Source organism: Mesorhizobium sp. M0621 (assembly GCF_040320745.1).
Classification (GTDB): domain Bacteria; phylum Pseudomonadota; class Alphaproteobacteria; order Rhizobiales; family Rhizobiaceae; genus Mesorhizobium.
The window spans coordinates 1-21061 of sequence record NZ_JAMYQF010000042.1 but is presented as its reverse complement, the minus strand read 5'-3'; the positions used below and the strand labels follow the sequence as shown (position 1 = coordinate 21061).

Here is a 21061-nt window from a genome sequence, read left to right as displayed (position 1 = left end):
CAGCCCTTTCGAGTGGCGACGTCGAGCAAGGTGCGACTGGCAGAAGCCTCCTCGGGAAAAGTAGGACACCTTCTCCACCACACCGGCCAGACGCCTCGCGCACTGGCCAGGCAGCAGACGGGATAGCGGCGACATGCTTGGGCCTTCAGCGCATATCGACACATTCACACGCGATCACCTGCCACCTCCGGAGCAATGGCCGGATTTCCTGCTCGACGGCTTTCACTATCCCGAACGTCTCAATGCCGGCGTCGAACTGACCGACCGGCTGGTCGAGAAGGGCCTCGGTGACCACACCGCGCTGATCGGCAATGGCCGCCGCCGCACCTACAAGGAACTGTCCGACTGGACGAACAGGCTGGCCCACGCGCTGGTCGAGAATTATGGCGTCAAGCCGGGCAACCGGGTGTTGATCCGCTCCGCCAACAACCCCGCCATGGTCGCCTGCTGGCTGGCCGCCACCAAGGTCGGCGCCGTGGTCGTCAACACCATGCCGATGCTGCGCGCCGGCGAGCTTGCCAAGATCGTCGACAAGGCGGAAATCACCGTCGCGCTCTGCGACACCAGGCTGATGGACGAGATGACCGCCTGCGCCAAGGACAGCGCGTTCCTCAAACAGGTCATCGGCTTCGACGGCATCGCCAATCATGATGCCGAACTCGACCGTGTCGCTCTCGACAAGCCGGTTACCTTCACCGCCGTCGAAACCGGCCGCGACGATGTCGCGCTGCTCGGCTTCACCTCGGGCACGACAGGCGTGCCGAAGGCGACGATGCATTTCCACCGTGATCTCCTGATCATCGCCGACGCCTACGCCCGCGAAATCCTCCGGGTAACGCCGGACGACATCTTCGTCGGCTCGCCGCCGCTGGCCTTCACCTTCGGCCTTGGCGGGCTCGCCATCTTCCCGCTCCGCTTCGGGGCGGCGGCGACGCTGCTGGAACAGGCGACGCCGCCCAACATGATCCACATCATCGAGACCTATAAGGCGACCATCTCCTTCACCGCGCCGACCGCCTACCGCGCCATGCTGAAGGCCATGGATGAAGGGGCCGACCTGTCATCGCTGCGCGTCGCCGTTTCGGCCGGCGAGACCTTGCCCGCTCCGGTTTTCGAGGAGTGGACGCAAAAAACCGGCAAGCCGATTCTCGACGGCATCGGCGCCACCGAAATGCTGCACATCTTCATCTCCAACCGTTTTGGCGACATGAAGCCCGCGTCGACCGGCAAGCCGGTGGGCGGTTACGAGGCGCGCATCGTCGATGATGAGATGCGGGAGGTGCCGCGCGGCGCGACCGGCAGGCTGGCGGTGCGCGGGCCGACCGGCTGCCGCTACATGGCCGATGACAGGCAGAAGGAATACGTCCGCGACGGCTGGAACCTCACCGGCGACACTTTCACCCAGGACGAAGACGGCTTCTTTCATTTCGCCGCGCGCTCCGACGACATGATCGTCAGCGCCGGCTACAACATCGCCGGGCCTGAGGTCGAGGCGGCACTGCTGTCGCATCCGGACGTCGCCGAATGCGCGGTGATCGGCGCGGACGATGCCGGGCGCGGCCAGATCGTCGAGGCGCATGTTGTGCTGGTGCAGGGCGTCGCGCCTGACGCGTTGACCACCAAGCGCCTGCAGGACCATGTCAAGGCAACGATCGCACCCTATAAATACCCGCGATCGGTGAAATTCATCGCCGCCCTGCCCAAGACCCAGACCGGCAAGATCCAGCGCTTCCGGCTGCGCACGGAGAAAATCAATTGAGCGAGCCCTACGATCCGGCGTCCGAAGGCGCACAGATGTCGTTCAAGGAGCGCATGTCCTACAGCGACTATCTGCACCTGGAGAAAGTGCTGGAGGCCCAGACGCCGCTGTCGTCGGCGCATGACGAGATGCTGTTCATCATCCAGCACCAGACCTCTGAACTCTGGATGAAGCTCGCTCTGCACGAGATCGGCGCCGCGATCCGTTCGATCCGCGCCGACCGCCTCGAGCCGAGCTTCAAGATGCTGTCGCGCGTCGCCCGCATCTTCGAGCAGTTGAACAACGCCTGGGACGTGCTGCGGACGATGACGCCCAGCGAATACACCGAGTTCCGCGACGCGCTCGGGCAGTCCTCGGGTTTCCAGTCCTGGCAGTATCGTGCCATCGAATTCATGGCAGGCAACCGCAACCTTGCCATGCTCGGGCCGCACAAGCACCGACCGGACCTCAGCGGAAAGCTGGAGGCGATCCTGGCAGAGCCGTCGCTCTACGACGAGGCGCTACTGCTTTTGGCGCGCAACGGATTCGACATCGGTGCCGACGCCAGGCGCACGGACTGGCGTGGGACACGAACCGAGAATGAAGAGGTCCTGGTCGCCTGGCAGACCATTTACCGCGACCCGCAGCGCTACTGGATGTTCTACGAGCTGGCCGAGAAACTGGTCGACTTCGAGGATTATTTCCGCCGCTGGCGCTTCAACCATGTCACCACGGTCGAACGCATCATCGGCCTGAAACGCGGCACCGGCGGTACATCGGGTGCCTCGTATCTCAAGAAGATGCTTGAGGTCGTGCTGTTTCCGGAGCTGTGGACCGTCCGCACCCGGCTCTGACATCATCGAAATGAGAACAGGCATACCGAGGGGACGCGCTTGTGGCGGAAAACCCTTCGCGAACAACCGAGGATTGACCGACCATGTGTGGAATTCCTGATCTCGCTGCGATCGAAGCGATGGATGCCACGGATCCGCTGCGTGCCATGCGCGACCGTTTCATTCTGCCGGAGGGGGTGATCTATCTCGATGGCAATTCTCTCGGGGCAGCGTCGCATGCCGTTTTCGGCGAGCTGCAGCAGGCGGCGACCAAGGAATGGGCCCAGGATCTCATCCGGGCCTGGAATACGGCCGGATGGTTCGAGATGCCGGTCGAACTCGGTGATCAGCTTGGACGCCTGATCGGAGCCGCGGCCGGCCAGACCGTCGTCTGCGACACGACATCGACCAACATCTACAAGGTGTTGCATGCGGCGATGGAGATGCGGCCCGGCCGGTTGGCCATCGTCGCCGAGGGTGACAGTTTTCCCACCGACCTGTACATCGCCGAAGGCGTGGCCTCGACCCGGGATGGCGCCTTGCTGCGTCTCGCGGGCGTCGACGCACCAACCATTGAAGAACTGATCGATGAAAGCGTCGCGGTGGTGCTGGTCAACCACGTCAATTACAAATCCGGTGAACTGCGCGACATGGCGGCGCTGACGCGCAAGGCTCATGCGGCCGGAGCGCTGATCGTCTGGGATCTATGCCACACCGCGGGCGCTCTGCCGGTCGAGCTCGACCGCGCAAATGCCGATTTCGCTGTCGGCTGCACCTACAAGTACCTCAACGGCGGTCCGGGCGCGCCGGCCTTCATCTATGCCGCCCAGCGCCACCATGGCGAGATCAGCCAGCCACTCAGCGGCTGGTGGGGGCATGCACGCCCCTTTGCCTTCGAACGGGGTTATGTGGCCGGCACCGGCATCCGCCGCTTTCTGTGCGGCACGCAGCCGGTCCTGTCGATGCGGGCGCTCAAAGGTGCGCTTGCCATCTGGAACGACGTCGACATGGCGGCATTGCGAAAGAAGAGCGTCGCGCTGACCGAACTGTTCATCCAGCTCGTCGAGGCGAAGTGCGGCGCCTATGGTCTCACGCTGGAGAGCACCCGCGACGCGACCAGGCGCGGCAGCCAGGTGTCGTTCCTTCACGATCATGGCTATCAAATCATGCGGGCGCTGATCGAGCGGGGGGTGATCGGTGACTTCCGCGCGCCATCGACCATCCGTTTCGGCTTCACGCCACTCTATGTCGGCTACAAGGATGTGTGGCTGGCGGTTGAGGTGCTGGAAGACATTCTGCGCACGGGTGCATGGAAGGACCAGCGTTTCGCCGTCAAGGAGGCCGTTACCTGACGCAGCCGTCCCGACGATCTGTTGTCGCCGGCCTTGCCCCTTGGTCGGATGACGGAGGACGAATTTCCAGCTCGCAAATGAGTTCGCCGCTGGTGGCCGCGCTGATTGCAGTTATTAACCAAGGTTGGCATTTTGGCTTCGTTTCGTTCACGGCAAACGAATGCCCGGAATGCCCACCGTCGAGGGCCTATCGCAACTCATGCCAGGCCTGAGCTTGGGATGGGCCACAGGCTATTAACCATAACAATTTCAATGCCGGCAAGCGCATTGCGACGGGATGCAGCCGTCGGCGAGGCCTGGCAGCGAGCTGCCAATAATTTCGATCCCCTTAATAAATTCATTAAACTTTAAACAGTTGCGGAACACAACTGGAACAGATAGTGTTTGTTCTGGGTTTGTTTTCTGATTCTGGTTTTAGGTACCCTGGGGGCCGCCATGCTGACACGCAAGCAACACGAACTGCTGATGTTCATCCATGAACGCCTGAAGGAAAGCGGCATTCCGCCATCCTTCGACGAGATGAAGGAGGCGCTCGACCTTGCCTCCAAATCCGGAATTCATCGACTGATCACGGCTCTGGAAGAGCGCGGCTTCATTCGCCGGCTGCCCAACCGGGCACGCGCGCTGGAAGTGCTGCGGTTGCCGGACTCGATCGCGCCCGGCCTCAACGCGGCGAAAAAGTTCTCGCCAAGCGTCATCCAGGGCAGTCTTGGTCAGACCAGTCTCGGTCAGGGCGGCCTTGGCCGGCAGATCAAGCCGGCGTCTTCGCGGATGCCTTCGGCCGGCAATGACGACGACGTGGTCTCCGCCGTGTCGATCCCGGTGATGGGTCGTATCGCCGCCGGTGTGCCGATCGACGCCATCCAGCATCAGACACATTCGATCTCGGTGCCGCCGGACATGATCATGGGCGGCGAGCACTATGCCCTGGAGGTCAAGGGCGACTCGATGATCGAGGCCGGCATCTTCGACGGCGATACCGTCATCATCCGCAATGCCGATACGGCCAGCCCCGGCGAGATCATCGTGGCGCTGGTGGATGAAGAGGAAGCGACGCTGAAGCGGTTCCGCCGCAAGGGCGCCTCGATTGCTCTCGAAGCAGCCAATCCGGCCTATGAGACCCGGATTTTCGGGCCCGACAGGGTCAAGGTGCAAGGCAAGCTCGTTGGCCTGATCCGCCGCTACTGAGGCGGCTGCGGTTTAATCGCTGGCTTCTCGGGTCTCTTGAAGGGCGGCAGTCCCCTCGCCTCACGCGAGAATTTGCGTTGTACGTGCCAGGGTCGATATGGCCTGTCCACGGCGAAGCTGATTGTCGCTGGTGTGGTCGCCGATTGGCGATCGAAGAAGACGGCAGCACTGCCTTTGCGGGCCAGTTGCCGCTTGGTGATGACGAGAACCAGCGGGTTGTGACAGGCGTCATATGCCGTCGCGTCATTGATGACGATCAGGTCGGCGAAGCCGCAGGCTTTCCAGGTGTCCTTTCGATCCTCGACATAGGCAATGAATGCACCGGACGGATGCCTGGCGAGACAAACGCCTGATGTGCAATAGAACGGCGCTCCCGGCGGCATTTCAGCGGCATCCCTGACGTCGAATTGGCCATCGCCTTCGTTGAACACCTCCGGCATGACGATGGTTTCGGATGTCAGCGCGCGTTTCCAATTGTCCACGGTGAATTCGTTCGGGCGCGCGCGGCTGACGGCAAGTTCGCCACCGCCGATCGGCAACGCAACCAGCCTTGCGTCCTCCGAGATCAGCACGTCAGGTGCGCGCGTATCCGAGACGGTCAGCAGGCCGGCAAGCGCGAAGGGAAGAGCCGCGAGCCGCAGCCATGTCGTCGCCATCGTCGCGATGACCAGGGCAATCGCCACCAGCAGGACAGACTGCTGAGAAATCAGTCCAACCGCATCGACGGGCGAACGCTCGGAGATCCAGCCCGATATGGCGATCATCAGCGTCAGTCCCTTGCCCATCAGGTAGAGGGCCGGCCAGTCCAACCCGAACGGCATCAGCAACGCGCTGGCGACGGCCAGAAACATCACGACTGTCACGATGGGCATGATGGCCAGATTGGCGAACAGGCTGAGCGGCGACACACGCTGAAAATGCCAGATGGCAAACAGCGCCGTGGCGCCGCCGGCGATGATGGAAGTCATGGAAAGGCCGCCCGCCGCCAGCAGGAATTTTCGCGTCAGGAAACTGGGCAGCGATCGCTTTGGCGGCGGTGGTCTCGCCTTTCCTGCACGATGATCCGCCCAGCCGGCGTAGGCGCCGACGAGTGCGGCGGTCGCGGCGAAGGACATCTGGAAACTCGGGCCGACCACCTCGTGCGGCGACACCACAATGACGGCGATTGCCGAAATTGCCAGATTGCGCATCGTCAGCGCCGCTCGATCGAACAGCACGGCAATCAGCATCACCGCCAGCATGATGAAACTGCGCTCGGCGGCAACGACGACGCCGGAAATGATGAGATAGGCGGCGATCGAGAAAAGTGCCGCGGCGGCGGCATATTTTTTTACCGGACGACGCGCGGAAAAGTCCGGAAACAAGGCGAAGGCGCCGCGCAGCAAACCCATGATGGTGCCGGCGACCAACGCCATGTGCAGTCCGGAAATAGAGATGATGTGGTAGATGCCGGTACGCCGCATCGCTTCATTGATTTCATCGGGAATGCCGGCGCGTACGCCGACGATCAGCGCCGCGGCGATCTCGCCTTCGGCGCCACCGACGCTGCCCCTGATGTGGTCGGCAATCGCTTCACGGGCTTTTTCTATCCCCGAGGAAAGGCGGGCCGCCAGCGGCATATAGTCGTCGGTGACGACGAGTTTTGGATTGCCGAGAAAGAACCCGCTGCCGCCGATGCCGGCGAAATAGCTGTCGAAGGAGAAGTCGTAGCTGTCCGGCCGCACCGGCCCGGTCGGCGGCAACAGCCTGGCATATCCAGTGATCAGGGAGCCGGCGGTCATGTCCGCCGGGATCTTTCGTGTCGAAAGCCGCACCCTCTCCGGCGCATAGCGCAGTTTCGGCCTTGCAGTCGACGTCACGTCGATGGTCAGCCGGATGCGGCCGCTCTCCATCCGGTCGAGCGAGACGATCCGGCCGGTCACCTGCGTCGAGATTTCCGAACCCAGCATCTGTGTGCCGGCGCGCCATGTCTCGACCTTTGCGGCGAGCACCCCGAGCACACACAAAAGCGCCGCCATGAAGCACAAATGGGTTTTCGGCCAGGAACGCGAGACCAGCGCACAGAGCCCCGCCAAGATGACGACTGCGACAGGCTTTGCGAAGTTCGGCTCCGCCGCCAGCGAAAAATAGCCGATTGCTCCGCTCGCCAGGCAGACCGGCACCAGCAGGAAGGCCACGCCACGGTCGAGTTCCAGCCCTGCGGCCGCGGCCACGCTATGGCGCAGGCGAGGCAGCGAAATCCGGCCGATTTGCCGGCGCACGCGTACGATCCTGCCGGTTTCGGCAGTTGGAACGGAGGCGGAGACATCCGCTTGAAGCGGCGCCTTGCCGGGATCCGGCATGAGGGGCGATGGCGTCGGCAGCGGAGTTGGCAGAGGCGCAAACAGGGATCGCTCGCTGACGCCAACGGCAGCGTCCTCGCCCTGATCCGAGCCCCAGCCTCGTCCAGCCATCGGGTCTGCCCCTTGCGCCCTCGACACCCTATGCTACATGAACGCCGGGCGCGCGAAAGTCCGCGCAACCGCACCCCGCTTCAGATGCTTTCCGAGAGTTCCATGTCCGACAAGGTCGTAACCCGTTTTGCCCCCTCGCCCACCGGCTACCTGCATATAGGCGGCGCGCGCACGGCGCTGTTCAACTGGCTGTACGCAAAGCACACGAGCGGCACGATGCTGCTGCGCATCGAGGACACCGACCGCGAACGCTCCAACGAAGCCGCGACCTCTGCCATCCTCGACGGGCTTTCCTGGCTCGGCCTCAGCTGGGACGGTGAGCCGGTGTCGCAGTTCGAGCGTGCGCCGCGCCATCGCGAGGTGGCCGAGGAGCTGGTGCGCATGGGCAAGGCCTATTATTGCTATGCCACGCCAGCCGAGCTGGAGGCGATGCGCGAGGCGGCCAGAGCCAAGGGACTGCCGCCACGCTATGATGGCCGCTGGCGTGACCGTGACCCCTCAGAAGCGCCTGCAGGCGCCAAGGGCGCCATCCGCATCAAGGCGCCGACCGAGGGGGAGACCATCGTCCATGACCGTGTCCAGGGCGAGGTGCGCTTTCCCAACAAGGATCTCGATGACTTCATCATCCTGCGTTCGGACGGCAACCCGACCTATATGCATGCCGTCGTCGTCGACGATCATGACATGGGCGTAACCCATATCATTCGCGGCGACGATCATCTGACCAACGCCGCCCGCCAGACGGTGATCTACAACGCCATGGGCTGGGACGTGCCGTCCATGTCGCATATCCCGCTGATTCACGGTGCCGATGGCGCCAAGCTGTCGAAACGGCACGGCGCGCTGGGCGTCGAGGCCTATCGTGCCATGGGTTATCTGCCCGAGGCGCTGCTGAACTACCTGGCGCGCCTCGGCTGGAGCCATGGCGACGACGAGATCATGTCGATCGAGGACATGATTTCCTGGTTCGATATCGGCGATGTCAACAAGGGCGCGGCCCGATTCGACTTCGCCAAGCTGGAGGCGATCAACGGCGCGCATATGCGCCGCATGAGCGACGCCGAACTGTTCGATATCTTCATCGCCACTCTGCCCTATCTCGAAGGCGGCCCGGCGATGGCGGCGCGCCTGAACGACAGCAACAAGGCGCAGTTGCTGGCGGCACTTCCGGGCCTGAAGGAGCGCGCCAAAACGCTGGTCGAACTCGTCGATGGCGCCGCCTTCCTGTTCGCCACGCGGCCACTGCCGATCGACGACAAGGCGGCCCTCTTGCTCAATGCCGATGCCCGCAAGATCCTGCGCGGCGCTCACGAAGCTTTGAACGGGCTTACGAGCGACTGGACGGCGGCTGCAGCGGAGGCCGCGATCCGCGAGGTTGCTACGGCCGGCGGCCACAAGCTCGGCGCCGTGGCCCAGCCTTTGCGCGCCGCATTGACCGGCAAGAGCACCTCGCCGGGCGTGTTCGATGTGCTTGCCGTGCTCGGCCGCGAGGAAAGCCTGGCGCGCATAGCAGACCAAATCGATTAGGAGCAAACTGGCCCAAGAAGATTGGCATTGAAAGGCGGGTTTCGCAGTGCAACATTAGGCCTTGGCCCAATCTGGCACGCACCCTCCTGAAATGCGGTGGCGAATACGCGCATTGCGGTGATTTCGACGTGTCGCTTTGCAGAATTTGCCTTTGCCGGCATGAGGAAACAAGAAGGAGTTTGCAATGACCGAAGCTGCGAAAAAACTGGATTTGGGCGGCAAGACCCAGGAGGCCACGGCAACGCTTGCATTCGCCGGCAAGACCCATGAATTCAAGGTGCGAAGCGGTTCGGTCGGGCCTGATGTCATCGACATCGCCTCGCTCTACTCCACCACCGGCGCCTTCACCTACGATCCCGGCTTCACCTCGACGGCAAGCTGCGAGTCCGAAATCACCTTCATCGACGGCGACGCCGGCATTCTCTTGCACCGCGGCTATCCGATCGACCAGTTGGCCGAACACGGCGACTTCCTCGAGGTTTGCTATCTCCTGCTCTACGGTGAATTGCCGACCAAGGCGCAGAAGGACGATTTCGACTACCGCGTGACGCGCCACACCATGGTGCACGAGCAGATGTCGCGCTTCTTCACCGGTTTCCGCCGCGATGCGCACCCGATGGCGGTGATGTGCGGCGTGGTCGGCGCGCTGTCGGCCTTCTATCACGACTCCACCGACATTTCCGACCCCTACCAGCGCATGGTTGCCTCCATGCGGCTGATCGCCAAGATGCCGACGATCGCCGCGATGGCGTACAAATACCACATCGGCCAGCCCTTCATTTACCCGAAGAACGAGCTGAATTTCGCCGCCAACTTCCTGCACATGTGCTTTGCCGTGCCGTGCGAGGAATACAAGATCAATCCGGTGCTGGCGCGCGCCATGGAACGTATCTTCATCCTGCACGCCGATCACGAGCAGAACGCCTCGACCTCGACCGTTCGTCTCGCCGGCTCTTCGGGCGCCAACCCGTTCGCGTGCATCGCCGCCGGCATCGCTTGCCTGTGGGGGCCGGCTCATGGCGGCGCCAATGAAGCGGCGCTCAACATGCTGGGCGAGATTGGCCATGTCGACCACATCCCGGAGTTCATCGCGCGCGCCAAGGACAAGAACGACCCGTTCCGGCTGATGGGCTTCGGCCACCGCGTCTACAAGAACTACGATCCGCGCGCCAAGATCATGCAGAAGACGGCGCACGAGGTTCTGGGCGAGCTCGGCATCAAGGACGATCCGCTGCTCGACATCGCCATGGAGCTGGAAAAGATCGCGCTTACTGATCCCTATTTCATCGAGAAAAAGCTCTACCCGAACGTCGACTTCTATTCCGGCATCACGCTGAAGGCGCTGGGCTTCCCCACCACCATGTTCACCGTGCTGTTCGCGGTCGCCCGCACCGTCGGCTGGATCGCGCAGTGGAAAGAGATGATCGAGGATCCGCGCCAGAAGATCGGCCGCCCGCGCCAGCTCTATACCGGCGCGCCGGAGCGCGACTACGTGCCGATCGCCAAGCGGTGACAGGGGACGAGAGCGAATAGCGAATAGCCAGTAGCGAATAGGGAGTTTTATATAGACCGAGCGGTGAGAACCGCCTTCTTCCTACTCGCTACTCGCTACTCGCTACTCGCTCTTTTGATATACCGCATCACCACCTGCGCGGCGATGTCACCTGAGGGCCGATCGGTCGCCATGCGCCTGGCGACCTCGGCGAAGCCGTCCTTTTGCCAGCTGCGATAGGGCGTATCGGAAAATAGCGCCTCAAGCTGCCGCGCCAGATATTGCGGCCTCACATACTGGTTGTAGTGTTCCGGCACGACCGTCCGGTCGGCGATCAGATTGGGCAGGGCGGCGCTCCACACCGTGATCAGGGCTTGCGCCATGCGCATGACCGGATCCAGCCGGTAGCATGAGATCATCGGCACGCCCGACAGCGCCAGTTCCAGCGACACCGTTCCCGACGCGATCAGCGCCGCATCGGCCTTGCCGAAAGCCTGCCATTTGCGCGCCGGTTCGAGCAGTATCTCCGGCTTTTCATCCCAGCTGGCGACCGAGGCCCTGACCAGATCCGCGACATGCGGCACCGTCGGCAAGAGCAGTCGCAGCCGGTGTCCGCGCGCGCGCAAGACAGACACCGTCTCGCCAAAAACGCCGATTAGCCGGCGCACTTCACCGCGACGCGAGCCCGGCAGCACGAGCAGCGTCTTGACACGATCGGCGGACAGGTCGCGTTCAGGCCCTTGCAGCTTCGCGGCGCCGAGCACGCCCGGATCATGGGTCAGGCGATGGCCGACATACGTTCCAGGCGGACCGCCAAGGCGATCGAGCGCTCTCACCTCGAATGGCAGGATGCATAGGATATGGTCGACATAGGGCTTCATCGCCACCGCCCTGCCCGGCCGCCATGCCCAGACGCTGGGGCAGACATAGTGGATGATCGGGATCGAAGGGTTGGCGGCGCGCACCTTCTTTGCCACCCGCAGCGAAAAATCCGGGCTGTCGATAGTGATGAGACAATCCGGCTGTTCACCGGCGACCAGATTTGCCATCTGGCTGATGCGCCGCATCAAGCGCGGCAGATCACGCAGGATGGCGGTAAAGCCCATGAGGGCAATCTCACTGCCATCGAACGGGGAAGCGAGCCCTAGCGCCTGCAAATGGCGTCCGCCAATACCGATGAGCCTGATATCGCGGCCGGTTGCGCGTTTCAGCGCCTCGACAATATCGGCGCCGAGCAGATCGCCGGACTCCTCGCCGGCGACGATGGCGATCTTCAATGCCCTGTCAGCCATTGTGCGGCTCCGTCGCGGCAGACAGGCCAATGACGAACAGACCGAGTGCATTGGCACGTGCGATGGTTTCGGGACCCTCGAGAACCAGTGAGCGGCCGGCTTCGACGGCGATGCCGGCCAGCCCGGCCGCATGCGCCGCCTCGATCGTCTGCGGGCCAATCGAGGGCAGATCGGCTCGCAGCTCCTGACCCGGCTTAGCGCATTTGACAAGGACGCCACGCGTCCTGCCGGCAAGCCTGCCATGGCCGCGCAGCTCTTTCGTACGCAGAAGCAGCCCGTCCGTCCCCTCGATGCCCTCCAGGGCAATGGCGCGGCCGCCAATGGCGATCGCCGCCTGACCGATGTCGAGCGCGCCGATGGCTTTCGCAGCCGCATACGCGGCCTCGATATCACGCCGATCCGATTTCAGGGGAGCAGCCTTGGTCAGGACACCCTCGACAGCGACAAGATCCGGTACGACTTGATGGGCGCCGACGATCTTGACCCCGCGAGCCTCGAGACCGCGTGCCAGGATCTTCAGCAGGCCGTCGTCGCCACGGGCGAGCGCCATCACCAGCATGGGCACCAGCGCGAGCAGACCGAAACTTAGCCGCATGTCGGTCAGTTTCGGCCGGCGTTTGATCTCACCAGCCAGAACGAGGTGGGTGATCTTCCGGCGTTTCAGCAACGAAGCCAGCGCGCCGATTTGTTCGAGAGCAAGGCTCTCGTGCTCGTATCTGTAAAGTTCGGATCCACGGTCGACCTCGCCTTCGACCATGATGATGAAGGGGGGATAGCACTGCCCCTCAAGACCCCGGGCGACTTCCACAGGAAGATGACCACCGCCGGCGATAACGCCTACCCTGGCGCCTGGTGCGAGAACGAGACCAGTTGCTTCTGCTTCTGTCTCAGTCTTCGTCATCGACATCGTTGCCATCGCCGCCCTTGAGCGACGGCACAGCATAGTGCCGCTTGCCGCGACTGGTGATGAAATCGATGATCTTCATGGCGGTCGGCGACGACGCGAACTCCGCCTTGGCGAATTCGATGTTCTCGCCAACGGTGCGGGAACGATCGAAGATCATCCTGTAAGCCTTGCGCAGCACAAGGATTTCGGACCTCGGCAGGCCGGAGCGCTTCAGGCCGATGATGTTGAGGCCGCGCAGGCTGGCGCGGTTGCCGACCGCGATTGCAAAGGGAATGACGTCGCCGACGATCGCCGAGCAGCCGCCCAGAAAGGCGTTGTCGCCGATACGGACGAACTGATGCACGGCGGTCAGGCCGCCGATATAGACGTTGTTGCCGACCTCGCAATGGCCGCCCAGCGTCGCGCCATTGGCGAAGGTCGCGTTGTTGCCGACGACACAATCATGGGCGATGTGGGCGTAAGCAAGGAAATTGCCATTGTCGCCGATCGTCGTCTCACCGCGGCTGGAATCGGTGCCGAGATGCATGGTCACGCCTTCGCGGATCGTGCAGTTCTTGCCGATGACCAGCGTGGTGTGGCCGCCCTTGTGCTTGGTGTTCTGCGGCGGCGCGCCCAATGTCGCCATCGGATAGACCTTGGTCGAGGCGCCGATTGACGTCGCGCCCATCACCGAGACATGACTGACCAGCTCGACGCCATCGCCGATCACCGCATCGGCGCCGACGTGGCAGAACGGTCCGATGCGCACGCCTTGGCCGATTTGGGCGCCTTGCTCCACAACGGAGGAAGCATGGATGGATGTCTTGATTTTCATAAGCATTCGTTCGTCAGTCGCTGGTGACCATCATGGCTGAAATCTCGGCTTCGGCCGCCTTGGCGCCGTCGACCATGGCTTCACAAGCGAATTTGAGCAGGTTGCCGCGTTTCTTGATCTTTTTAACATGGATCTTCAACTGGTCGCCGGGAACGACCGGTTTGCGGAATTTGGCGTTGTCGATGGTCAGGAAATAGACCAGCGACGGCTTCTCTGTGCCCAGGCTGCGGATGCAGATGGCGCCGGCCGTCTGCGCCATCGCCTCGACGATGAGTACACCCGGCATGACCGGCTGCTCGGGGAAATGGCCCTGAAAATGCGGCTCGTTTATGGTCACGTTCTTGATCCCGACGGCAGACTCGTCGCCGTCGATGTCGACGATGCGATCGATCATCAGGAACGGATAGCGGTGCGGCAGGAGCTTCATCAGCCCCATGATGTCGACCGCTTCCAGCGTCGTCGACGCGATCATGTCAGCCATTGCCTCCCTCACCCTGTTTGCGGGTCCTGGCGAGCTTGCGCAGCATGGCTATCTCCCGCATGGCTTCCGCCATTGGCTGTGCCGGATAACCACCCCAGATCTCGCCTGCAGGGACATTGCTCATAAATCCACTTCTGGCGGCAAGCTTGGCCCCAGACCCGATGGTCAGGTGATCCGCAAGCCCGACACCGCCGCCCATGGTGACATTGTCACCCACGACCACGGAACCCGAAATACCCGAAAGCCCGGCTATTATGCAATTGCGGCCGATGCGGACGTTATGAGCGATCTGCACGAGATTGTCGATCTTGGTGCCTTGGCCGATGATCGTGTCGGACATGGCGCCGCGATCGACGGTGGTGTTGGAGCCGATCTCGACGTCGTCCTGAATGACGACGCGGCCGATCTGCGGCACGCGTTCGGGCCCCTTGGCGCCGCCGACGAAACCAAAACCATCCTGGCCGATCCTGGCACCGCCATGGATGATGACGCGGTTGCCGATCAAGGCGTACTGGATGCTGGCGCCCGGCCCGACATAGCCGTCGCGACCGATCTGGCAGGATTGTCCGATGACGGCGTTGGGCGCGATGACGGTACCGCTGCCGATCGAAGCCCCCGGCCCGATGACCGCGCCTGCCTCGATGACGGCACCGGATTCGACATGCGCGGTTGCATCGACATAAGCATGCGGCGAGACACCGGTTTCACTGGTCATCGGCCCCGGCGTCGCCGCCCTCGGAAACAGCAGGCGCCCGACAAACGCGAAGGCCTGTTGCGGACGCGGATGAACCAGAACGGCAACGCCGGCCGGCGCCTTGCCGGCAAATTCCGCCGGGCACAGCACCGCGGCCGCCCGCAGCGACGGCATCAGCGCGGAATTGCGCTTGCCATCGACGAAAACGAGCGCATTCTCACCGCCCTCACTGGCCGGCGCGAGCGCCCCGATCGAAATATCGGAGTGGCCGGAATCGACGAGCAGCGAGCCGGTCAGATTCGCGACTTCGCCCGCCGTATACCGGCGTGATGGCGCGAAGAACACCGGATCGGTCATTCCAGAAGCTATATCCAGCTAGGTCGGAACATTTCTCCCGGACCTGAAAGACCCGGGAGCATCGTTAACCGCCGATCAGAAGCGGGTCGATATGCCGAAGTTGAATTCCTGCACGTCGTCGGACGCTTCCTTCTTGACCGGGATCGCATAGTCGATACGGATCGGGCCGAACGGCGACGCCCACATCAGGCCGACACCGACCGAAGCGCGCAGCTTCATGTCAGTCGAGGTCTGAGTAGCGATGGCCTCGCTGATCTTGCTGCCGTAGAGCGTTGCGGCATCAGCGAACACAGCGCCGCGCAGACCGAAGCTTTCCGGAATGACCGGCATCGGGAACTGGGCTTCCGCCGAGGCATTGAAATACGTCGTGCCACCGAGATGGTCACCCGTAAGACTATCCGCCGGACCAATACCACCGTACTCAAAACCGCGGATCATGCGGTCGGTGCTCTGGAATTGGTCGAAGATGCGCAAACCACCGTCGCCGCCGTAACCCTCGACATGACCTGCGCCAGCCGAGACGAGACCAACCAGATCGAATTGCTCCGAGAGCGTCTGATAGATGCTGCCGCGACCGGTAACCTTCACATACTTGGCATCGCCGCCGACGCCGGCAAATTCGGCCGTCGTGGTGGCGTAGATACCTTCATGCGGGTTCTTCATATCGTCGATGGTGTTGTAGACCAGCCCCAGGCTGATCGACGATTTGATCCAGGGGCTTTCATCGATACCCTGGAGGATCGCCTTCGAAATATCGCAGGTGCCATCAGGATCTGCATCACTGGTGGGACCGCAATCGTCGTCCAACTTATATTTCTCTTGCGAAATATTGTATGCCAGCTGGGTCGAAATGCTATCGGTGATCGGCAAGCCGAACCGTATCGTAGCACCCGTGGTATCGCTGTCGTAGTTGTTACTGTATTCCCTCGTCTGCTTGAAGATGTCGAAGCCGGCGGCGATGCGCCGTCCGAGGAAATAAGGTTCGGTGAAGGAAAGGCTATAGTCGCGCGAATTCTTGCCGCCGCCTGCCGACAGCTTGATGAACTGGCCACGACCGAGGAAGTTGCGCTCGGTGATCGATCCTTCGACCGACGGACCGGACGTGTCGCCACCGGTCGAATAACCGGCGCCGACGGAGAATTCACCGGTCGACTTCTCGACCACGTCGACCACCAGCACGACCTGGTCGGGCTGCGAGCCCGGCACCGTCGAGATGTCGACTTTATCAAAGTAATTGAGGGCTTCCAGGCGCTTCTTCGCACGTTGGACGAGCACCTGGTTGAAGGCGTCGCCTTCGCTGACGTCGAACTCGCGGCGAATGACATAGTCACGCGTGCGGTCGTTGCCGCGGATCTCGATGCGTTCGATATAGGCCTTGGTGCCCTGGTCGATCGTGTAGACCACCGAGATGGTGTGGTTCTCGAAATTGCGGTCGCCGCGCGGCGTCACCTGCGCGAAGGCATAGCCGGAACCGGCCACCTTCTCGGTCAGCGCGATGATGGAATCCTCGACGTCCTTGGCGTTGTAGACATCACCCTTGCGGGTCTCGACCACCGATTCCAGCGACTTGCTGTCGACTTCCGGGATCGTGCTTTCGACGCTGACGTCGCCGAACGTGTAGCGGTCGCCTTCCTGGACGGTGATGGTCACCGTGTACTTGTTCGTCGCGCTGTCAAGCTCGCCGACAGCGGACACAACCTGGAAGTCGGCATAGCCGTGATTGTAGTAGAAGCGGCGCAGCAGCTCCTGGTCGGCGCGCAGCTTGTCGTCGTCATAGACGTCGTCGCGCAGGACGAAGGAGAGCCAGGACGAACGCTTGGTATTGATCACATCCGACAGGCGGCGGCTCGAATAGGCGCTGTTGCCGACGAAATTGATCGCCGCAATCTGCGTACGGTCGCCTTCGGTAATGTTAAAGACGACGTTCACGCGGTTGTCGCCAAGCTGCATGACCTGGGTGGTCACGGTCACATCGTCGCGACCAATACGTTTGTAGGCAGCCTTGACCGATTCGACGTCGGCATCGAGCGTCGCCTGCGAGAACGTTCCGCGCGGCTTCAACTGCACCGCGGCCGCAAGGGCGTTGTCCTTGAGCTTCTTGTTGTTCTGGAACAGCACCTGGTTGACGACCTGGTACTCGGCGACCTTGACCACCAGCGTCGAGCCGACCTGGTTGATCTGCACATCCGAGAACAGGCCGGTGCCGAACAGCGCCTTGACCGCACTGTCGATATCGGAACTGGAGAAGGCCTTGCCCGGCTTGATGGTGATGTAATTGCGGATGGTCTCAGCGTCGATACGCTGGTTGCCGCTCACTTCGACTCTGCTGACGACAGCGGCTTCGGCCGCCGATGTGGCAACGAACTGCACTGCGAGAGCGCCTGGCACGACAAGAGCCGCGGACAGGGTCACCGCGGAAGCGGCGCTCAGAAACTTGGATGCTGCCTTCATCGGGCTTAATAACCTTTTCTCGTAGTCCCCACGGCGAGAAAACCGGACGTGCGGTAATTTCCCCTACCGTATTAACCGGATTTTCCCTACACGCAAGGCTTCTGGTTAATTTGTATTTACTTAACCCTGCGGCGTGGCTTTCGCGTCACTCATATCCCCTTGCATGGTAAACGACGTCTCAACATCGCCCATGCAGAAGCCAAATTTCTTCATGATTTCAGCACCCAAACAGATCGTTCCAGAAAACGAACCCCATGAAGCACAGCACCAGAAGCAACCCGGCCCGATAGCCCATTTCCATCATCCGTTCCGACACCGGACGGCGAATGACGGCCTCCACCCCGTAGAACAACAGATGGCCGCCGTCGAGGGGGGGAATCGGCAAAAGGTTGAGAAACCCGATGCCAACCGACAGCAGTGCAACCAGCTGCACGAGCCATTCGAATCCCAGTTTCGCCGCCTTGCCGGCCATGTCGGCGATCTTCACCGGGCCGCCCAACTGACATTTGTCTTCCCGCCCGACGACAAAGCGCTGGAGGAACTGACCTGTGCGCTGGATAACGTGTCCGGTCTCCTCGACTGCCGCTGCAACCGCCCCGACAGGCGTGTAGGTGACGAGTCGCGGCTGGCCGAGTTCCTTGTTGTTGACGACACCGATCACGGCGACCTTGACCTTGTTGCCGAGCGCATCTTCCTGTTCCATCAGCCGCGGCGCGGCTGTCACCGTGACCTCCTTGCCGTCGCGCAGCATGACGAAGGTGATGATGTCGTCGGCGCGGCCCGAGACCAGGCGCTGGACGTCGCCAAAGGTTTCGACCTTGTTGCCGTCGACGCTGACGAATCGATCGCCGGGCAGGATGCCGGCCTTCGCCGCCGGGCTGTCGGCCGTCACCTCGGCCACCATGGGCTCCGCGACATAACGGCCATAGGCGGTGAACAGCACGGCAAAGACGACGATCGTCAGCAGGAAATTGAACAGCGGTCCGGCCACCACTGTCGCCGCGCGCTTCCAGATCGGCTGCGTGTGAAAGGCGACCTTGCGCTCCTCCTCCGTCAGCGTTCCGAGTTCTTCCGATGTGGGCTGGCTCGAAGTGGCGTTCATGTCGCCGACGAATTTGACATAGCCGCCAAGCGGTATCGCGCACAGTTTCCAGCGCGTGCCGTGGCTGTCGTTGAAGCCGAAGAGTTCCGGGCCGAAGCCGATCGAGAACGCCCTGACGCCAATGCCGCACCAGCGCCCGACAAGGTAGTGGCCCATTTCATGGACGAACACGACCACGGTCAGCACGAAGAGGAACGGCACCAGCGTGCCGAGGACAAAGCCTTCTGTGCTGAAAAGCGCGTGAAGAATCTCGTTCAAGACAAACCCTCAAATTCTTCCACGGCGCAGAGTGTGCAGTGACTGTGACACCAATCCGGGCGAATCCAAGGCGCGCCGCGCATCGGACCGGAAATGACACCACTCAAACGGGAAACAGCCCCTGCGCCGGATGATCGGCGGTCGCCGAAATCCAGCCAATGACGTATAGGGCGAAAGCCGCCGCGACAAGCCCGTCGACACGATCCATGACGCCGCCATGGCCCGGGATCAGCGCACCCGAATCCTTGCAGCCGTGGCGGCGTTTGACCCAGGATTCAAACAGGTCGCCGGCCTGTGAGACAATCGACAGCACGAGCGCCACCAGGCCGAGCAATGCCAGATTGCCGACACCGGCGGCGGCGCCGAGGATCAGCCCCGCGACAATGCCGCCCACAGCGCCGCCGAGCGCGCCGCTGCGTGTCTTGCCGGGCGAGATCGACGGGGCCAGCTTCGGGCCTCCAACCGCACGACCAACGAAATACGCAAAAATATCGGTGGCCCAGACGACCGCGAACAGGAACAGGATGGCGATGAGGCCTGAACGGTCGCCATCGCGCAGCAAGGCAAGCGACAAGCCTGAAACGGCGGCATAGGCAAGACCGCTCGCATCCCAATGCCCGGCCTTGCGAGCCGAGGCGGCGATCGCCGTTGCGGCAACCATGACCACCACAAGCGGCAGCAGCCAGGATGCGGCAAGACCGCCAATCAGGGCGCCAATGAAGACAACCAGCAGCGCTTCAGGCAGGAAACCCAGACCCGTGGCCCCGGCCGTACGCGACATGCGGGCCCATTCATAGAAGATCACCACAGCCATCACGGCGCACAGCAGGCGGAACGGCAGACCGCCGAGCCAGGTCAAGCCAAGGGTGATGATGGCAAGCACGATCGCCGAAATGACGCGCAGCCGGAGATTGCTCATCCCGCGGCCGGTCGCGAGGCGACGTCCTGGGCCCCAAGTCCGCCGAAACGGCGTTCGCGGCTGGCAAATTCGCGCAAGGCCTCGGCAAGGTGCTCGTGGCTGAAGTCGGGCCAGTAGCAAGGCAGGAAGACGAGCTCGCTATAGGCGGCCTGCCACAGAAGGAAGTTCGACAGCCGCAATTCGCCGCTGGTGCGGATGACCAGTTCCGGGTCGGGAATGCCATGCGTGTCGAGAGCTGCGGCAAAGCTTTCGGCTGATATCGCCTCGCTGTCGAGTTCGCCACGCGCCACGGCTAATGCAAGCTTGCGCGCCGTGCGCACGATCTCGTCGCGGCCGCCATAGTTGAAGGCGATCACCAGCGTCAGTGATTCATTTCCGGCAGTCAGCGATTCGGCCTCGTCGAGCAGCCCCCTGATATCGGGCTGCAGCCCTGCCCTGTCGCCGATGATCCTGACCCGCACGCCACTCTGGTGCAATTCGGCCAGATCACGGCGGATGAACATTTTCAAGAGGCCCATCAGGTCGCTGACCTCGGACTTCGGCCGCGACCAGTTCTCCGACGAGAAAGCATAGACGGTCAGGTAGGAGATACCGAGCCCGGGTGCGGCGCGCACCGTCTTGCGCAGCGCCTCGACGCCGGCACGATGGCCAGCAAGACGAGGCATGCCGCGCGCCTTGGCCCAGCGTCCATTTCCGTCCATGATGATCGCGACATGCGCGGGCGTTGTCATATTCTCGCTTTCGGGTCAGCCTATGGCCAAGACCCTAAACCTGCATGATTTCAGCTTCCTTATCGGAAAGCAGGTGGTCGATGGTGCTGATCGTCTCGTCGGTAAGTTTCTGGACCTGGTCGGAGCGCTTGCGCTGATCGTCCTCGCTGATGTCGCCGTCCTTCTCCGCCTTTTTCAGGAAGTCCATGCCGTCGCGGCGCACATGGCGCGCGGCGACCCGGGCATTTTCGGCGTAGGTGTGAGAAATCTTGACCAGCTCCTTGCGGCGCTGTTCGTTGAGTTCGGGCAGTGGGATTCTGAGGTTCGTGCCGTCGACGATCGGGTTGAAACCCAGATTGGATTCGCGGATCGCGCGGGCGGCCGCGCCGGCCCACGGTTTTTGCCCGACCGCTAACGCGATCAATCGCCGCGACGGCCCCCCGACGGTTGGGACCAGATTTTTAGGGATGGTGGTGGCAAAAGCCAGGCCCGG

17 protein-coding genes are annotated in these 21061 nt (G+C 62.5%); 6 read left to right on the top strand and 11 right to left on the bottom strand.

All coding sequences use genetic code 11. The features are described from left to right. Nucleotides 1-133: 133 nt before the first annotated feature. The 4 genes from NKI38_RS24060 to lexA all read left to right on the top strand — a co-directional run bounded on the left by NKI38_RS24060 (nt 134) and on the right by lexA (nt 5111). Complete coding sequence (locus tag NKI38_RS24060) at nt 134-1759, top strand: AMP-binding protein (RefSeq protein WP_352661567.1); 1626 nt, start codon at nt 134-136, stop codon at nt 1757-1759. Beyond that, entirely contained in the window at nt 1756-2592 is an 837-nt protein-coding gene (gene kynA / locus NKI38_RS24055) for a tryptophan 2,3-dioxygenase (protein ID WP_352661564.1), read from the top strand. Before NKI38_RS24060 ends, kynA begins: the two co-directional genes overlap by 4 nt. A gap of 83 nt (nt 2593-2675) precedes the next feature. Further along, entirely contained in the window at nt 2676-3923 is a 1248-nt protein-coding gene (gene kynU / locus NKI38_RS24050; protein WP_352661560.1) for a kynureninase, read from the top strand. 435 nt (nt 3924-4358) lie between these two features. Next, nucleotides 4359-5111 carry a transcriptional repressor LexA gene (gene lexA, locus NKI38_RS24045; RefSeq protein ID WP_352661557.1) on the top strand — a complete coding sequence of 251 codons (753 nt, stop codon included), beginning with the start codon at nt 4359-4361 and terminating at the stop codon, nt 5109-5111. Here the strand turns inward: lexA and NKI38_RS24040 are convergent. After that, entirely contained in the window at nt 5105-7564 is a 2460-nt protein-coding gene (locus NKI38_RS24040; protein WP_352661554.1) for a ComEC/Rec2 family competence protein, read from the bottom strand. The two genes, lexA and NKI38_RS24040, sit on opposite strands and share 7 nt — an antisense overlap. Nucleotides 7565-7666: 102 nt before the next feature. Here NKI38_RS24040 and gltX point away from each other — a divergent pair, with 102 nt between their 5' ends. Next, nucleotides 7667-9091 carry a glutamate--tRNA ligase gene (gltX, locus tag NKI38_RS24035; protein WP_352661551.1) on the top strand — a complete coding sequence of 475 codons (1425 nt, stop codon included), beginning with the start codon at nt 7667-7669 and terminating at the stop codon, nt 9089-9091. A 184-nt stretch (nt 9092-9275) separates the two neighbouring features. Continuing rightward, nucleotides 9276-10604, top strand: a complete 1329-nt coding sequence (gltA, locus tag NKI38_RS24030) for a citrate synthase (protein ID WP_352661548.1) — start codon at nt 9276-9278, stop codon at nt 10602-10604. 95 nt (nt 10605-10699) lie between these two features. On the opposite strand, the gene lpxB is transcribed toward gltA, so the two are convergent. The 10 genes from lpxB to NKI38_RS23980 form a co-directional block, all read right to left on the bottom strand. Next, nucleotides 10700-11875 carry a lipid-A-disaccharide synthase gene (lpxB, locus tag NKI38_RS24025; protein WP_352661545.1) on the bottom strand — a complete coding sequence of 392 codons (1176 nt, stop codon included), beginning with the start codon at nt 11873-11875 and terminating at the stop codon, nt 10700-10702. Continuing rightward, nucleotides 11868-12791: an LpxI family protein gene (locus NKI38_RS24020; protein ID WP_352661542.1), complete on the bottom strand. Its 924-nt coding sequence runs from the start codon at nt 12789-12791 to the stop codon at nt 11868-11870. The genes lpxB and NKI38_RS24020 overlap by 8 nt, the downstream gene beginning before the upstream one ends. After that, nucleotides 12763-13596: an acyl-ACP--UDP-N-acetylglucosamine O-acyltransferase gene (lpxA, locus tag NKI38_RS24015; protein ID WP_352661540.1), complete on the bottom strand. Its 834-nt coding sequence runs from the start codon at nt 13594-13596 to the stop codon at nt 12763-12765. The genes NKI38_RS24020 and lpxA overlap by 29 nt, the downstream gene beginning before the upstream one ends. Before the next feature lie 13 nt (nt 13597-13609). After that, nucleotides 13610-14077, bottom strand: coding sequence for a 3-hydroxyacyl-ACP dehydratase FabZ (gene fabZ / locus NKI38_RS24010; protein WP_127268627.1), 468 nt, complete (start codon nt 14075-14077; stop codon nt 13610-13612). Next, nucleotides 14070-15128 carry a UDP-3-O-(3-hydroxymyristoyl)glucosamine N-acyltransferase gene (gene lpxD, locus NKI38_RS24005; protein ID WP_352661537.1) on the bottom strand — a complete coding sequence of 353 codons (1059 nt, stop codon included), beginning with the start codon at nt 15126-15128 and terminating at the stop codon, nt 14070-14072. The genes fabZ and lpxD overlap by 8 nt, the downstream gene beginning before the upstream one ends. Nucleotides 15129-15203: 75 nt before the next feature. Then, entirely contained in the window at nt 15204-17579 is a 2376-nt protein-coding gene (gene bamA, locus NKI38_RS24000) for an outer membrane protein assembly factor BamA (RefSeq protein WP_352661535.1), read from the bottom strand. Between the two features lie 217 nt (nt 17580-17796). Then, complete coding sequence (rseP, locus tag NKI38_RS23995) at nt 17797-18939, bottom strand: RIP metalloprotease RseP (protein ID WP_352661532.1); 1143 nt, start codon at nt 18937-18939, stop codon at nt 17797-17799. A gap of 103 nt (nt 18940-19042) precedes the next feature. Then, nucleotides 19043-19858 carry a phosphatidate cytidylyltransferase gene (locus NKI38_RS23990; RefSeq protein ID WP_352661530.1) on the bottom strand — a complete coding sequence of 272 codons (816 nt, stop codon included), beginning with the start codon at nt 19856-19858 and terminating at the stop codon, nt 19043-19045. Beyond that, complete coding sequence (locus NKI38_RS23985; protein ID WP_352661528.1) at nt 19855-20589, bottom strand: isoprenyl transferase; 735 nt, start codon at nt 20587-20589, stop codon at nt 19855-19857. Before NKI38_RS23985 ends, NKI38_RS23990 begins: the two co-directional genes overlap by 4 nt. A gap of 34 nt (nt 20590-20623) precedes the next feature. Further along, nucleotides 20624-21061: ribosome-recycling factor (locus NKI38_RS23980; protein WP_352661525.1), on the bottom strand; the 438-nt coding region annotated here is incomplete at its 5' end.